This window comes from Anabaena sp. UHCC 0253 (assembly GCF_009712085.1).
GTDB lineage: Bacteria > Cyanobacteriota > Cyanobacteriia > Cyanobacteriales > Nostocaceae > Dolichospermum.
Genome location: NZ_VILD01000003.1, coordinates 583,055 through 599,081, shown reverse-complemented (window position 1 = coordinate 599,081; position 16,027 = coordinate 583,055). Strand labels below are relative to the sequence as shown.

General features: G+C 35.6%; 16 protein-coding genes and 1 pseudogene. 7 read left to right on the top strand and 10 right to left on the bottom strand.

Annotation, left to right across the window (positions count from 1 at the left end; translation table 11 throughout):
• The first annotated feature begins 212 nt into the window (after positions 1 to 212).
• Positions 213 to 478 (top strand): annotated as a pseudogene (gene psaK, locus FJR38_RS10890) (photosystem I reaction center subunit PsaK).
• A 73-nt stretch (positions 479 to 551) separates the two neighbouring features.
• Here psaK and FJR38_RS10885 read toward each other — a convergent pair.
• The 6 genes from FJR38_RS10885 to FJR38_RS10865 all read right to left on the bottom strand — a co-directional run bounded on the left by FJR38_RS10885 (position 552) and on the right by FJR38_RS10865 (position 5,727).
• Positions 552 to 1,382, bottom strand: a complete 831-nt coding sequence (locus FJR38_RS10885; protein WP_168495807.1) for an Rpn family recombination-promoting nuclease/putative transposase — start codon at positions 1,380 to 1,382, stop codon at positions 552 to 554.
• A 25-nt stretch (positions 1,383 to 1,407) separates the two neighbouring features.
• Positions 1,408 to 2,016 (bottom strand): hypothetical protein, encoded by a 609-nt coding sequence (locus tag FJR38_RS10880; RefSeq protein WP_168495805.1) that lies wholly within the window; start codon positions 2,014 to 2,016, stop codon positions 1,408 to 1,410.
• Positions 2,017 to 2,313: 297 nt separating this feature from the next.
• Entirely contained in the window at positions 2,314 to 3,789 is a 1,476-nt protein-coding gene (locus FJR38_RS10875; protein WP_168536958.1) for an NB-ARC domain-containing protein, read from the bottom strand.
• Between the two features lie 52 nt (positions 3,790 to 3,841).
• Entirely contained in the window at positions 3,842 to 4,243 is a 402-nt protein-coding gene (locus FJR38_RS28425) for a HEPN domain-containing protein (RefSeq protein WP_371418177.1), read from the bottom strand.
• Positions 4,132 to 4,482: a hypothetical protein gene (locus FJR38_RS28420; RefSeq protein WP_254449421.1), complete on the bottom strand. Its 351-nt coding sequence runs from the start codon at positions 4,480 to 4,482 to the stop codon at positions 4,132 to 4,134. Before FJR38_RS28420 ends, FJR38_RS28425 begins: the two co-directional genes overlap by 112 nt.
• A gap of 9 nt (positions 4,483 to 4,491) precedes the next feature.
• Positions 4,492 to 5,727 carry a DUF262 domain-containing protein gene (locus FJR38_RS10865; RefSeq protein WP_168495799.1) on the bottom strand — a complete coding sequence of 412 codons (1,236 nt, stop codon included), beginning with the start codon at positions 5,725 to 5,727 and terminating at the stop codon, positions 4,492 to 4,494.
• A gap of 177 nt (positions 5,728 to 5,904) precedes the next feature.
• Here FJR38_RS10865 and FJR38_RS10860 point away from each other — a divergent pair, with 177 nt between their 5' ends.
• Positions 5,905 to 8,367 (top strand): VIT domain-containing protein, encoded by a 2,463-nt coding sequence (locus FJR38_RS10860; RefSeq protein WP_168536956.1) that lies wholly within the window; start codon positions 5,905 to 5,907, stop codon positions 8,365 to 8,367.
• Positions 8,368 to 8,445: 78 nt separating this feature from the next.
• Here the strand turns inward: FJR38_RS10860 and FJR38_RS28415 are convergent, their stop codons facing one another.
• Together FJR38_RS28415 and FJR38_RS28410 are read right to left on the bottom strand one after the other, a co-directional pair.
• A complete protein-coding gene (locus FJR38_RS28415; protein WP_371418176.1) occupies positions 8,446 to 8,991 on the bottom strand; it encodes an adenylate/guanylate cyclase domain-containing protein in 546 nt (181 codons plus the stop codon).
• 46 nt (positions 8,992 to 9,037) lie between these two features.
• Complete coding sequence (locus FJR38_RS28410; protein WP_168536954.1) at positions 9,038 to 9,754, bottom strand: hypothetical protein; 717 nt, start codon at positions 9,752 to 9,754, stop codon at positions 9,038 to 9,040.
• A 55-nt stretch (positions 9,755 to 9,809) separates the two neighbouring features.
• Here FJR38_RS28410 and FJR38_RS10845 point away from each other — a divergent pair, with 55 nt between their 5' ends.
• Together FJR38_RS10845 and FJR38_RS10840 are read left to right on the top strand one after the other, a co-directional pair.
• Positions 9,810 to 11,366 (top strand): DEAD/DEAH box helicase, encoded by a 1,557-nt coding sequence (locus tag FJR38_RS10845; RefSeq protein WP_168536952.1) that lies wholly within the window; start codon positions 9,810 to 9,812, stop codon positions 11,364 to 11,366.
• Positions 11,296 to 12,510, top strand: a complete 1,215-nt coding sequence (locus FJR38_RS10840; RefSeq protein WP_168495791.1) for a DUF790 family protein — start codon at positions 11,296 to 11,298, stop codon at positions 12,508 to 12,510. Before FJR38_RS10845 ends, FJR38_RS10840 begins: the two co-directional genes overlap by 71 nt.
• Positions 12,511 to 12,725: 215 nt before the next feature.
• Here FJR38_RS10840 and FJR38_RS10835 read toward each other — a convergent pair whose 3' ends face one another.
• Positions 12,726 to 12,992 carry a BrnA antitoxin family protein gene (locus FJR38_RS10835; protein WP_168495789.1) on the bottom strand — a complete coding sequence of 89 codons (267 nt, stop codon included), beginning with the start codon at positions 12,990 to 12,992 and terminating at the stop codon, positions 12,726 to 12,728.
• A complete protein-coding gene (locus tag FJR38_RS10830; RefSeq protein WP_168495787.1) occupies positions 12,976 to 13,248 on the bottom strand; it encodes a BrnT family toxin in 273 nt (90 codons plus the stop codon). Before FJR38_RS10830 ends, FJR38_RS10835 begins: the two co-directional genes overlap by 17 nt.
• Before the next feature lie 242 nt (positions 13,249 to 13,490).
• Between FJR38_RS10830 and FJR38_RS10825 the strand changes: the two genes are divergently transcribed.
• The 3 genes from FJR38_RS10825 to FJR38_RS10815 all read left to right on the top strand — a co-directional run bounded on the left by FJR38_RS10825 (position 13,491) and on the right by FJR38_RS10815 (position 16,027).
• Entirely contained in the window at positions 13,491 to 13,928 is a 438-nt protein-coding gene (locus tag FJR38_RS10825; RefSeq protein ID WP_168495785.1) for a DUF29 domain-containing protein, read from the top strand.
• A gap of 430 nt (positions 13,929 to 14,358) precedes the next feature.
• Entirely contained in the window at positions 14,359 to 14,559 is a 201-nt protein-coding gene (locus tag FJR38_RS10820; RefSeq protein WP_168495852.1) for a hypothetical protein, read from the top strand.
• Between the two features lie 223 nt (positions 14,560 to 14,782).
• Positions 14,783 to 16,027 carry a GNAT family N-acetyltransferase gene (locus FJR38_RS10815; protein WP_168495783.1) on the top strand — a complete coding sequence of 415 codons (1,245 nt, stop codon included), beginning with the start codon at positions 14,783 to 14,785 and terminating at the stop codon, positions 16,025 to 16,027.

Sequence of the window (16,027 nt, the reverse complement as noted above, 5' to 3'; positions counted from 1 at the left end):
TTACTCTTATCTTAGCAATCACTAGCATTTTCGGACACCATAAGTATTAAAACAGCAAATATGAAAATTTTCTATTCAGTACAGCACTTGTTTATATTATAGATTGAAAACAACTGTTAAAATTTGTGACAAAGTAAGCAATTATATAGATTTTTTTTTGTCAATATTCAGATTATATTGTCAAGCATTCAAAAATATCAGGAGTAATTGAAATGTTAACTTCAACCTTAATCGCTACCGCTACCACTATCCCACCTCTAGAATGGAGTCCTACTGTTGGCATAATTATGATTATTGCCAATATCTTTGCTATTGCTGTCGGTAAATTTACTATTCAGCATCCTAACGCTAAACCAGAATTACCAGCACCTCAATTTTTGGTGGTTTTGGTTTACCTGCGGTATTAGCAACTACTTCCTTTGGGCATATTTTAGGCGCAGGTATTATTTTAGGACTGCATAACATCGGCAAAATTTAGATTTTTCTGATGTTATAAATTAGGGAGAGAAATATATTTTTCTTCTCCCTTTTTCACTATTTATTATTATCCATTACCCATTCTTAGCTACTAATCGAACTAACTCGATATCCAAACTTAATGCTTCTGCTATTTGTTCTACATTTGCACCTAAGCTCAACATAAAAGGAATAGCTTCTAATTTGCCTTCTAGTTTGCCTTCTAATTTACCTTCTAATTTACCTTCTAACTTACCTTCTAGTTTGCCTTCTAACTTAGCTTCTTGATAAACTTTTGTTTTCTTTAATTCACTTAATCCTAACATTTGCTCAATCTCCTGCCGATTTTTTTGGGGAAATTTGTAAATAACTATTGTTTCTATCAATTCGATAAATTCTCTTTGGGTAATGGCTGAGGTTATTTGTTGTCTAGCGAGATTGATTAACTCCTTAGCTTTTGTGGCTGTACCTGACTCCGGTTCTATTAATAATTTAACAGTTTCAACGCCAATAGAGACTTCTGTTGTCGAGTCTAGTTCATCGAGATATATACATTGTATGCGTCCAGATGCCAGTAATTCAATATATCTTTCTGTTTCCCCTATATCTATGCTACGGGTAGGATAAACTAGAACACCTCGCCAATTGTTCGTAAGTTGAGTTTTATCAAGGTAAAGGAATGTTTCAGCAAGAAACCGAGAGTATATTTTTTTATCGGGTTGAAATTGAACTTCTAGGAAGTAGATAGGTAATGATGCTGCATTACCCTTGGGAATAAATACGCCGTCAATACGAAAAGCTAGTTGTTTAACTTCAACGGATGAAAATTGGTAAGTATTAGCGGTTTCTGTGGGTTGATTAATAAGTTCAAAGAAGACGCTGGGAAAACTTTGAAATAGACGATAAAATATGGTATCTGTTTTCACGAACTTTCTTAAATCCTGATTGATACTATCCTATAGGATAATAACCCGGATTGACGGCATGAATAAAATCACTCCCAGCTAGTGGCCTTCCCCGTTTATAAGCAGCTTCTTCTGGTTGTCCCCAACCTAATTGTAAAATAAGTTCTAAAAAATTGGGATTTTCCCATTTTAATAAAGTTGCCCATTCTGTTATTTGAGCAATTCTCTCGACATCTATTTTAGTAATTCTATCATGTTGTTTACCATTACTAAAACTCAAATATAAATCCATATCTACTGTTGTTAGATACCAAAAATCTAAAATTGAATTTTTGGCACTTTTTAATATTTCTAAGTCATTTTCTAAAGCTATCAATTCATTATTAATTTCTGGATAATGAAGAGTATTACCCTTGACTGTTATATCTTTCCAAATAATTCCAGAGACTTGATTTGCTCTTTGATATTCGTGAATGGAAGACTTAAAATCTTGATAAGCAGTAAATCTTTGTAATCCATCAGTTCTGATAAACTGGTCTATAAGTGGATTACCAGAAACTGTTACTTCTAATTTTAAACGTTCCCCTTTTAAACAGGCTTGGCGTTCGGTTGCCAAAATTTGAATTAACTCTTGAGTGGTGTAAGTATTTATCATCAGAACAAAACCTAATTAGTCATTAGTTATTGGTTATTAGTCATTAGTTGTCAACTAAGACTAATTGCTAATTTTGTGTCAGATGGTAGTGAAGATTGATTGAATATCTAATTATTATCTCTGGATGTCTATAAAAATGCCGTATCAGAAGCAACTAAAAATTATCATAACTTAATTTGAGCAGGAAAATGTGTAAATATTCAGCTTGTAGACTTATGATATAATTATACTCCCTATTCTAAGTATAATCATATTGAGTTTGACAATTTCTGAAAAATTACCTATATCTAGATTTTATTAATTGAAATTTTCCAAAGCTATAACATTACACCCAATATAACCAATTACTAAGGGGGATTTGTTATCTAAAAGTAATAAAATTTGTTTTAATATTTGGGGTAAATTTGCACCATAAATCCGGAATAAACTTTCTCGCAATTGCTTGATAATTTTTTCTCCAGCAATATCATCTGTCCCTGGGCGTAATAACCAATGATTTCGCAATATTTTTAAATAACTAATATCTTGATTTTCTGTACAATTTTTTATTTCATGAGTTGCATTTTCAACTAATTCATCTGTGACTATTTTCATTATTAATGGTTGCAATGTAAAGGAAGGTTCATAATCATTTACCCACTTTTCTAAAAGTGATTTTTGTTCTAATTCGATAATTTCTGTAAAAACTTTAGCAGGATCAATAGATACAATTAAGTGAGTTTGCAAGCGAGCAAAAGATATTGGTTCTTGCCAAATTGCTAACCAGTAAATAATTTCTTGTTCTAATTCTGAGAGGTTTTCTAATTGTTGTTTGAGGACAATACGCAAGCGATCGCCTACAATTAAGGTATTCTGATTAATAAATGCCGCTACATTACCAGAAAACATAGATTGAATTAACGGTGTTACCAGTTTTAAGCCTAAAGGATTACCGCGATAAAGTTGAATTAAGGCAGATATTCCTAATTCTTTTCCTGTAAATCCCCGTGAATTTAATAATTCTAAAGCTTCGGTTTTTGATAACCCATTTAAAGCCAGATTAGCAACTATTTTGGGATTGATTTCTGTATTATTTTGTTTTTTGCGACTGGTTGTAATTATACAACTTTGATGACGATGAAGGCTTAATTGTTGGATAAATTTATTTAATTCTAAATTTTCACTAATATTATCTATGCCATCTAAAACTATTAAACAGCGATGCTTTTGAAGATAATTGATAATTTGATAACTAGCAGCATTAATATCAGCAGTAAGAGGTAAATTAAACTGATTTAATAAATTAGCTAATAAATCACTAACTGAGAAGATATTATCAATAGATTTCCAAATTAAACAATTAAACTGAGACTGAATCTGATCTACTAAAGCTAACACAAGGGAAGTTTTACCAATACCAGCAATTCCCGTAATATTGATTAATTTACAACCATTTTTAATCCATTTGTCTAATTTTAATAATTCCTGATTTCTACCATAAAAACTTTCTACATTAGGCGCTTCATCCCAATCTATATAGGGTGTAGAATTATCTGTATTAATATCAGTTAAATCTGTGATAGTTTCCCAATTGCTAATTCCCACAGCTTGACAGATAGCGATGAAGATTTCTTTCTGAATGTGATCGCCTTGCCAAAATCGTCGTAAAGTAGCCTTAGAAGTATGAGCATCTTGCCACCATCTTGCAGTGCTGGTTTTAGTCCATCCTAACCGCTGACGGGCTTTATCAACAATTTCTAATCCTGTGGGTGATGCTTTAAGAGAATTGGACATATATTTTGAGATCAGAATTAATTATAGGGTAGAAAATAATATTAATTAATATTTATTTCATCAACAGATTCATTAACTCATCTATTTTGAGAAGATCCTGAATAATTTGCTTAACCATATTTACTTCATCTACGGGATTTATTGGTTGAATAATACTATAAAAACTAGCAGATTTATGAGCTACTTCACCTCTATTTTCTCCAAATGTGTTCATAGTAACAAGCCACGAAGTATCTAAATCCTTGATATCTAGCCCTATAGGTAAAAGTAAAGCTAGAAGATTTTTTTCTTTGAGTCCATGATTTTCATTAATAATCCTCTTAAAATTTGCCAAAGCTAAATCTATTTTTTTCTGGATTTTGATTTGTTCATCTTTAACAGTTTTATTTCCTTTTTTGGACTCAGTGTTTCTGGTGGTGCATCCATAGTTAATCCAGAAAAACCAAGTAAACATATTAAAGTAAGATTAATCTTACCTGTATTATCCCAAATATTTTTGGCATTTTGAACAACTTCCCAAGCTCGATCTTCAAGATAAGATTCAATTTCCGCATGAGCTAAAACTCGGTATGCAACAGTTCTAGTTAGCTGTCTATCAGAATATAAACCTGTGAAACTAGGTTTTGGAATTAATTGCTTTTTAAGCCTACTTAATTCCTGGTTTAAAATACGAAATCTATTAGATTTAGGCATTTTTATAACCTACCTCAAACCATTGAAAATAATCCGATTATCAACAAGCTCAGGTAGATTAAACTCTATTTCTAAAACTTCTAAAAGACTTTCTCCCCATAATCTCAAACGATTGTAAGTTTCACGAGTATTATTAGTTGTTCGTTCAATACCTTCTCTAAATTGTCTATTTGATGAACATAATTTTTTAAACGCCTCTTCAACTGCTTGTTTATGTTCTTCAGCAGATTGTCTGATGATTTCATCAGAAAAATAAAAAGCCATTACATCTAAGATGGCTCTATTAAAATGTCCTTTGTATTTATTGTTGCTTAACCATTGCCGAGAAAAATTTTTTTCTCCAAAGATATGAATGGTTGTTTGCACTGCTTTCTCAAATTCGTTTACTACATTTTCAATATCATTATGTAATTTCTCCCAATCTTCATTAAGTCTTTCACAAGTCATATCTAAAAAATATTTCAGATTACCACGATATTCAGACAGAAAATAATGGAATCCTACATAACGCAATAACAAATCAACGTCACGCATCCGAAAATCAGGGTTTTTAGATTTGAATATTTTTTTAAGAGCCTGGCTTTTAATAGATTGATCATCTAAAAAATTAATGAACTCACCTGGATGCAGTGCTTGTCTGAGTTCTTGAGGAGATAAAGGAGTGCTTTCTACATTCAACCGTAGAAATACTTTATAGAGAAAATTTTCGCTTTTCCAATTCCGAATTAATATGGTACGAATAGTTTGATTATCAAGAGCATTTTGTTCCATTCGGAAGGAAATATTATTTTCTATATTCTCATAAGTGTATCCATTTAGATCAGTTCTAAATTCCAAATCTTTCAACGCAAAACCATTATTTGAAGTTTCACTGCTACCATAAAATTGTAGGATTGTGAGTAACCGTTGTTTACCATCAAGAACTATAAACTTGCCACGTTCTTTTTGATTAGCTGCTAATACTATTTGTGGAACAGGAAACCCAAGCATCAGTGATTCTATAAACCTGCTTTTACGAGTTATATTCCAGGCATCTCTTCTCTGAAATTTGGGATTTAACTGTATATTCTCACGAACCATTTGATCAAATATTGTTGCTGTTGTCCAGTCAGTTCCTACTACAACAACTTCTGAGATTTCTTCTAATTGTGATTTGTAATTTATAGAAGAATCCGAATTAATATCTTGATCTTCACTTTCTTCAAAAAAAGTTACTTCTTCTTCCGGAATAAAGGTATTTTGCATAATTATGTAGAAAATCATAATTGATGAATTAATTATAATAGATTTGTTTGACTAATTATTGAAAATTAATAACCCTGAACCTACCAGTGAGCAGCAACTGAGCATAAAACTGAGCATATCTCCCCACAAAACCAACCTACGCTAGAGACATACAAACAATAGCGACAGGTAAAGACTATGACTCGCAACTTAGAAACTCAAACCAGTGGTTTATACATTCAAAACCTTAACCAGCAAGCGATCGCTTTTCCCCTCAAACACACTGAAGTTAAAGCTAAAGTTAATGGTAATATCTCGCGGGTAGAAGTTACCCAAAGCTTTGAAAACCCCTTTACAACTACCTTAGAAGCTACATATATTTTTCCCTTACCCGATGAAGCTGCTGTTGATGATATGTTGATCAAGATAGGCGATCGCACAATTCAAGGCAGTATCAAAAAACGCCAAGAAGCACAGCAAATATACGAACAAGCCAAACGAGAAGGACGCACCGCAGGACTCCTAGAACAAGAACGAGACAATATCTTCACCCAATCCCTCGCTAACATCAAACCCGGTGAACAAATTGATGTCATCATTCGCTACACGGAAAGCCTCAAATTCGAGAGTGGAAATTATGAATTTGTCTTTCCAATGGTAGTTGGACCCCGTTACATTCCCGGTATCACTATTGAGGAAAATACAGTTATTGGTGGTTCTGCATCTGCACCCATGACTCTCAATCAAGATACCGATTTAGTTCCAGATGCTTCCCGTTTAAATGCTCCTATTCTCCCAGTCGGAACACGCTCCCGCCATGATATTAATGTCACAGTAGAAATTAACGCCGGCGTAGAAATTCAGGATATTAGTTCACCCTCTCACCATATTCAAATTACCCGCAACAAACAAATAGCAGAAATAAAACTAGCAGGTGGAGATACAATACCCAACAAAGACTTAATTCTCCGCTACCAAATAGCTACTAAAAATACTCAAGCTAGTGTACATATCCAAGCTGATGAAAGAGGTGGACATTTCGCTTTATATCTAATTCCTGCACTTCAATATCAACCAGATCAATTAGTTCCTAAAGATGTCATCTTTTTAATTGATACATCTGGTTCTCAACATGGCGCACCATTAAATCAATGTCAAGAATTAATGCGTCAGTTTATCAATGGACTTAATCCTCAAGATACATTTAGCATCATTGATTTTGCTGACACTACACAGCAACTTTCACCGATTCCTTTAAATAATACTCCCCAAAATCGTACAGCAGCAATTAATTATATTAATCGCTTAAATGCAGGTGGGGGAACAGAAATGTTACCAGGTATTCGCAAAGTCTTAAATTTCCCAGTTACAGATTTTAGTAGGTTAAGAACAATTGTTTTATTAACAGATGGTTATATCGGTAATGAAAACCAAATTTTAGCAGAAGTACAACGCCATCTGCAACCGGGAACTCGTTTACATAGTTTTGGTGCAGGTAGTTCTATAAATCGCTTTTTATTAAATAGAATTGCCGAAATAGGTAGAGGAATAGCACGGATTATTCGTCACGATGAACCAGTCAATGAAGTAGTAGAAAAATTCTACCAACAAATTAATAATCCTGTTTTTACTAACATTCAATTGCAATGGGAAGGTGATGGAGAATCACCAACTATTTATCCATTAACAACACCAGATTTATTTGCAGAACAGCCATTAGTATTATTTGGAAATAAACCAGATCGTCTGGCTGGAAAATTGCATATTACTGGTATGACTGCTGGTGGTAAATACCATCAACAAACTTTTAACTTGAACTTTGATATTACAGGAAATCCTGGTATTGCTCAACTTTGGGGACGTTTTCGGATTAAAGATTTAATGAATCAAATGGTTAGTGGTGACACCAAAGCAGGTGTAGAAGCTGTGACAAATACGGCATTAACTTATCAGTTATTATCCCAATATACCGCCTTTGTTGCTGTGAGTGATGATGTGAGAGTTAATCCTCTCCAAGATTCTTTATCCCTACAAGTACCAGTAGAAATGCCACAAGGTATTAGCCATCAAGGTATATTTGGTAATGCTACGTCCAAAAAAGTAGCTCAATCTGAGACACCTGAGTTTTTAACTAGAAGCAGAAGTATAATGGCTAATATTCCACCTGCACCCGCTCCGTCTACGTCTATTTCTGCTCCTAAGAGAGAAGAAAGTAGAAATTGGCTGCAATCAGAGAGTATTAGCTCGGATGATGAGTTTAGTGATTTGGGAGCTATCATTAGTAGTTATGATTCTCTATCTCCATCACCAAAAAATCAACCTGATGAACTAGAAATTGAGTTAGAAGAATCACAATATTTACCGGGAAGTAATGCACTTGTTTCTCGTTTACAAATAGTAAGTATTACAGGCTTAACTCAACAAATGATTTCTCAAATCACTCAATACCTGCAATTAATTCAAGTTCCTGATAGTGTTAGCGGTGAGTTAGTGTTTGAATTTGAATATAACAATGGGAGAGTGATAAATTTGCTATTAGATGAACAGGTTTCTACAATCAAAGAACCGACAATAATTGAGGAAATTAGACGTAAACTATTCACTTGGCGATCTTTAGAAACATTTGTTAGTAAAGTAGTTTTGAAAATTCAAGTTCATTAAATATCAAACTCTCAATTGAATATATCCCCGACTTCTTAAAGAAATCGGGGATTTGAATGAATTATTAAATTATTGACATTAACCTATGTCTGACATCTTCCTTCCATGTAGTAAATAGGTCATCATTTCTCCTTTCCCTTTAATTTTAATTAACCCCCGTTTTTCCAACAGATATTTATCTTTTAACAATTGATAAGTAGCTTCACAAAGCTGGATATTATCGGGTATACCGTGGGATTCCATTCTACTGGCTGTATTCACCGTATCACCCCACAAATCATAGGCAAATTTTTTTAAACCAATTACACCTGCGACTACGGGACCCGTGCTAATACCCACACGAATTTGAAAAGATAAATTATTTTGTTGATTAAACTCAATCATAGCTTTTTGCATATCCAATGCCATATTAGCGATCGCTAAAGCATGATCACTCTGATAATTAGGTAAACCAGCCACGGCCATGTAAGCATCACCAATTGTCTTAATTTTTTCGATTCCGTGACGTTCTGCTAATTCGTCAAATAAACAAAATATTTGATTTAATAATTCTACTAATTCCGGTGGTGATGTATGACTTGATAATTCTGTAAAACCGACGATATCAGCAAATAATACTGTCACTTCATGAAAAATGTCGGCAATAGTAGTAGGTTGCAGTTTTAACTGTTTAGCAATTACCGCAGGTAAAATATTTAATAATAGTTTTTTCAGATTGTTCTTGGGCTATTTCTAATTCTCGTTTAGCACGAAATTCTTTTTTCTTGAGTTTCTCATATAAATAAACAGAAAAAACACAAATTATCGCAGTCCAAAATAAATATAAACCTTGTTCTATATAATGGGAAACTTGGTATTGAAACTTAGGCCTATATACTGCACATAATCCTAAATAACAAACAATTGTTCCTACTTGTGATATTAAATGTATCCGCCATTGAACAGGGATAATTGTTGCTTGGGTAATAAACATCAAGTTCCAAATATTTGTGAGTGGCTCAACATAATTAAATAATATAGCTGTATCAATTTGGATAGCACAAGTTGCTGACCAACATAAACTTAAAAAAATCATCTGTGGGTAACGACGTGCTAGGGGATTTTTGCACAAAAACCAACAAACAATAATGAAAAACTCAATTAATAAGCCAATTTTAAAAGCGTGTATTTTTTGAGGTATGCCTTCATTTACCCAGACAAAAAAAGCAGTTAATGTTAAGCCAATAATGATCATCAGTTTGGCTTGTAATTTCATTCGACTCAGCAGAAAAACTTTGCGCTGTTCTCTATAGGATTCAGCAAAATTTTCATTTGTCTCGAAGTCGAATACTTCTGGACCAACAATTGCCTCTAGCTGGGTTCTGACAGCATTAATATTAGTCATCATGCCCGTTTTGCGTTATGAGTAGTTAAATCAGTGTAACCGTATCGAGAGAAAATAAATGGTTCGTCACCCGACTTTAACTTTTGATCGTGGTACGTTAATTTTACACCCACCACCACGAAGTAAAACTTGGATAGACTATGCAACTTGGGATGATAGAGTCGAAAAATTCCGGATTCCTGCGATTAGATACCGTTCTTTAGTCGAAGCCCTCCAAGCAGAAGCAACAGATTTTATTGATGAAGCCAAGGCTTTTTATCCCCTAGAGTTGGTTGCTAGTTTGGAAATGACACCCTATCCCCACCAAAATGAGGCATTAGCAGCTTGGAAACTGGCGGGACGACAGGGGGTAGTTGTTTTGCCTACAGCCGCAGGTAAGACTTATTTGGCACAAATGGCCATGCAAGCTACACCACGGACAACGTTAATTGTAGTCCCAACCTTGGACTTAATGCACCAGTGGTATGCTCACTTAGTAGCGGCTTTTCCTGATGGGGAAGTGGGTTTACTGGGGGGTGGTTCACGGGATAGAACAGCAATTTTAGTTGCTACCTATGATAGTGCGGCCATTCACGCAGAAAGTTTGGGTAATAAATATGCCTTGATAATTTTTGACGAATGTCACCACTTACCTACGGATTTTAACCGAGTTATTGCTGAATATGCGATCGCACCTTATCGCTTAGGACTTTCCGCAACTCCAGAACGCACTGATGGTAAACACGCTGATTTAGATATTCTCATTGGTAAAGAAGTTTATCGTCAACGCCCTGAAGATTTAGCTGGTAAAGCTTTAGCAGCCCATGAAATAGTCCAAATAAAAGTTAAATTATCCCAATTAGAACGGGAGAAATACAATCAATTAATTCAAACGCGCAATGATTTTTTAAAGCAATCAAAAATTTCTTTAGGAAGTCTTCAAGGTTGGCAAATGTTTGTACAAATGAGTGCGCGATCGCAACCTGGACGCAGAGCCATGTTAGCACATCGTCAAGCCAAAGAAATCGCTTTGGGAACGGATGGTAAAATTCGGGTACTTGTAGACTTATTAGCAACGCATTCTTCCGAAAGAATCTTAATTTTTACTGCTGATAATGCCACAGTTTACCACATTTCTCAAGATTTATTAATTCCCGCGATTACTCATCAAACACCGGTCAAAGAAAGACATGAAATATTAACTAAATTCAAAGAAGGTGAATATATTAGTTTAGTTGCTTCTAATGTTCTTAATGAAGGTGTAGATGTCCCCGCAGCCAGTATCGCCATTATCTTATCAGGTACAGGTTCAACTAGGGAATATATTCAACGTTTGGGGAGAATATTACGGAAAGGAAATATAGCAAATAAACAAGCGATTTTATATGAAGTCATAGCCGAAGACACCAGCGAAGAAAGAACTTCCGCTAGACGCAGAGGAGAAAATAACAGCCAAGAAGAAAAACCGCAAAGAGCAAATTTACAAGTTATTTATAGTAGGGAAAATAACAGCGACTTAAAAGCAGCCGAACAATTAGAAATTAATTATTCAACCGAAAAGAAAGATGTTACCAACGGATCTACTAATACACCGCCAAAACGGCGAAGAAATTATCCCAAAAAGACTGAAACTTGATCATAAACATTTGGGTCTAGCTACTGATTTAATTAGTTTTTTTCAGGAAGCAGTAGGAAAAACTCAAGGTTTACTAGAACGTCAATTATCTGACTTTGAAGGAGATACAACAGATTACCGAATGAAAAGGGGTTTAGCCTATATTCTCAAAAGTGGTTTTTGCACCTTTGAAATAGTTAGTCCTCTCGAACCACCCATGTTAAGAGCAAGGGTATTTGCTTTAGCAGCAAAATCTGTTTCTAGTCGAGAATCAACTGATATTACACTCAACAAAATTGCCGAGGATTTAAGTCAAGAACTTAACCAAGAAGTTTTACCAATTCAAATCCGAGATGGACTTTATGCCGATTTATCAGAAAATAAAATTTTAACAGCTTTTGAAGCTCCTAAACCAGAAGATGTGTTACATCGTTATAACTTATCTCAAGTGCAAGGAGTTTTTTACAAAGCCAGTCAATTAGTATTAAATGCTCATCGCAATGTTCCCGGAGAATATAAACTCTTATTTCGTTATTTAAAGCTATTTCAATTAATGGCTTATATTGAAGGTGATGCAGATCATGGTTTTACAATTAGTGTAGATGGACCCACAAGTTTATTTACTCCCAGCACCCGTTACGGTTTAGCCATAGCCAAACTAATTCCCGCCTTACTTCATGTTACCAAATGGAGTTTATCCGCAACTTTAAAAACCCGTGATTTTTACACCAATGAATGGAAAACAGGACGTTTTACCCTGAATTCTGAATGTGGATTAGTCTCTCACTATCCCCCAGGTAAACCTTATGATAGTATGTTAGAAGAATCTTTTGCTAGTAAATGGGATGCTTTAAAAAGTGGTTGGATATTAGAGCGAGAAGTTGATTTAATTGCCATTCCTGGTAGCGTAATGATTCCCGATTTTCGGCTAGTTCATCCTGACGGACGGACATTTTTATTAGAAATTGTTGGTTATTGGCGGCCAGAATATTTACAAAAGAAATTCGCTCAAGTCAGAAAAGCAAATTGTGATAATTTAATTTTAGCAATTTCCGAAAGATTGAACTTAGAAAAAGCCGGTATAAAACTAGATAATGTTCCCGCCAGAATAATTTGGTTTAAAGAAAAACTACTACCAAAATCCGTCCTAGCAGTGATGGAATGATATAGTGTTTTCTAGTCTGGTGAAGTACAAAATTATCTGCGTCCATCTGCGTTTCATTAATACTGCTTGTACCTCACTTGAATGGTCATTGCTACAAGTAAGCTGTTACGCAGCTAAATCTTATCAACACTAAGTAATAAAAAATCTTGAAATTATTTGCTAGTAAGGGCTTCAGCCCTTAAATTAGGATTAAATTCCTCACTACAAACTTTAGATCAAACTGAACTAACAAAAGTTACAGCCCGCAGTTCTTCTTGAAAAACTCGGCGTAGTGTATCTTCATCTAAGGGGGGTTTGGCTTGATCAAGATATTCTCGTAACGCTTGATTCATCATTGTTTGATAACCTTTCCCTTCAGCATCTCCTTTTTGTCTAAACGCTTCCAAAATATCATCATCAATATAGATGGTAATACGAGTTTTACCTTGTTGTGGGATAATCGCACCCCGTTTAGCTTGATCAAAATCATATTCCGGTTTCATATTCACGTCTCTCCTTAGGAGTAGCGGGACGGGCAGAAATTAAGCGAATGTTATCACCTCGATAGGTATAGACTACTACCAGCAACCGCCAAAGGTGATCCATTCCCATAATAATAAATCGCTGTTCACCTTGTGCTGATTGATCTTCAAAAGAAAGTGCATAAGGATCGAACAACACAGCCTCAGCATCCGAAAAACTGACTCCGTGTTTTTGTAAATTGCTTTTAGCTTTTTCAGGATTCCATTCAACTTGCATACATATATTATATGTATAGCTGGGAATTATGTCCAAATTTACTTAGGGCTTGCTAAATAATTTATCTATGAGGCGTAAGATTATAACGGTTATTGACTGATTTGTAAATTTACAATACTCTTAAGGCAGAGCTTGTTGCTGATTGTATCTAATAACAAAGAGATATTTTTCTCGAAGTTTTTAAAACATTACCATCTTTGATTAAAGATTTGGTGAAAAACAAGCTAAGGAGGTTATCAATCATGACAGTACCTTATGATGAACTGGTTTTTCAATCGCCATATTTAGCTGTAGTGAAAGCAAAACAATTACTACAGGAGGGAAAAATGACAGAAGTTGATCATATTTTAGAAAGTTTAGCAGAGTCAATGGGGCGCTCAGAAAAAAGAGCAGTAATTAGTCAATTAACTCGATTGATGTTGCATATAATTAAGTGGAAATGTCAACCGGAAAAACGTAGTGCTAGTTGGGTAATTTCTATTCGTTCAGCTAGGGCAGAAATTACTGCCAGTCAAGAGGAAATGCCAAGTCTCAATCGAGATTTTCTGAAGTCAATTTGGGATAAGTGTTTTGTGTCTGCAAAACAGGATGCTAGAGATGAAATGGGCAAAAAACCAGATATTATTGCTTTAAGTTGGGATGAGGTTTTTCAGGAAACTTATACACTTTGGGCAGATTAGAAAATTGCTATTTCGTAAAAAATAAGGTTATTTACAGCCAATACCTTGTCCATTTTCTACTTTGTTGGGTTAAGCGACAACGCCACCCAACGCATTTTTTGGGTTTCATGCTGATTGCATATCAATGAGGTACAGAATCTAAATTTAAACCTATACACAAAGTAGGGGCGAAGCATTCGGGCGATTAATTATCGGTTTTTTCCCAAGTTTATTTTCCGAATGCTGATGCTTTCAGCACGCTTCGCGAACGCCCTTACACCGAATGCTTCGCCCCTAAGACTTCTAACTCCTGCTTTATCTTTATTCATGGATGTTGCCTCTTCCCCAATCATTACACTTCATTGCAAAATCAGCAGCTAGGTGAAAAATATGATAGGTTCGGATTTGGTCAAGCAATTACTCTGAATTCACAAAGGAGAACACAGTGGCAATGGAATTAAACGTATTAACGGGCGCAACTGTAAATAATCAAGATATTAGTGAATATGTTGCTCATTTACAACTACACATGACACTACAAGCTCGCAACTTAGTTCCAAGCCTTAGACAGACTGTAGAAGATAGTCGTCAACAATTACTTCATCAAACCCAAGCTGACTTTGAAAAATTCGCTTCTCGCCAAAGTCTATAGATTTAACAGCATTTTTACGATAATTGACCTAAAATAAAAGCAGATATTGTTGTTTTCAGCCGCAGGGCATACTAACGATTTCTGCTTTTTATATTTTTTTACGTATTTAGTTAAGAAAATCACTCTTTGGTAGCAAGACCTCAGAGCAAAAAGCCGTTAAAATAATTCCAGAATTACATCACCAATCGCATTTTGTAAAGGTTAAATGGCGGCTTGAATCAACATGACTTCACTACTCCCTCGAAACCTCAGCGTTGTAATCCGACCAGTTCAACATAGGGACTTGGACGGAATTGATCGCTTAACTCAAGAATCATTGTCCCATCTTTCCCCCAAAGAAGTTGGTGAAGCCATGGGTCAAATGCAATGGCTACGACGTTGGTATGGATTACTCAAATTCTTAAGTTGGTTTCCCAACCCACTACAGTACCGCTTTTGGGGCTACGTCGCCGAACAGGGAAGGATACTGTTGGGAATGATTCAAGTATCACCCTTTAATCGGACTCGCAGCACTTGGCGCATTGACAGAGTGATGCTAGAAGCGACTGGGGATAAGCTAGGAGTAGGCTCACAACTGCTGCGGCATTGCTTTGAATCAATTTTAGAAGCGCGAACTTGGATATTAGAAGTTAATATCAATGATGTTGATGCCTTAGCACTTTATCGGCACAATGGATTTCAACGGCTGGCAGAAATGACATACTGGGAAATTAGTCCCCAGTTATTAGCTGAATTAATCCAAACCGAACCAGATTTACCCAATCTATTACCAGTTAGTAACGCTGATGCTCAGTTACTATATCAACTAGATACAGCATCTATGCCTCCTTTGGTAAGGCAAGTATTTGATCGTCACACCCACGACTTTAAAACCACTTTGTTTGGGGCTATTAGTGATGGACTCAAGCAGTGGATGACTAAAATTGAAGTTGTGAGCGGCTATGTCTTTGAACCCCAGCGCAAAGCAGCCATTGGCTATTTTCAGGTACAGCTTGACCGCACAGGCACAAATCCTCATGTAGCTTCACTTACGGTGCATCCGGCTTATACTTGGTTGTATCCTGAACTATTGTCTCAATTAGCCCGCATTGCCCAAGATTTTCCGCAACAAGGGTTACAATTAGCTTCTTCAGACTATCAACCAGAAAGGGAAGAATATTTAGAGCGGATTGGGGCTAAACGGATAGAACATACCTTGATCATGTCTCGCTCAGTCTGGCATAAACTACGAGAGTCAAAATTTGTCTCTTTAGAAGGGATTCAGTGGCAAGAAGTGTTACAAGGCTTACAACCAGCGCGGAAGCCCATACCAGGGGGGATGTCATGGGTGCAGCAAGCACAGCAGGTACAGCAAGAACAAGTTATACCCATTCAGTCCGAAAATGTGGCTTTCACTTATAAAAACCCTACTATAGATACACCCTGCCCATCTGACTCATCTATAGAGCCTTCCCAGGAGCAACCATAG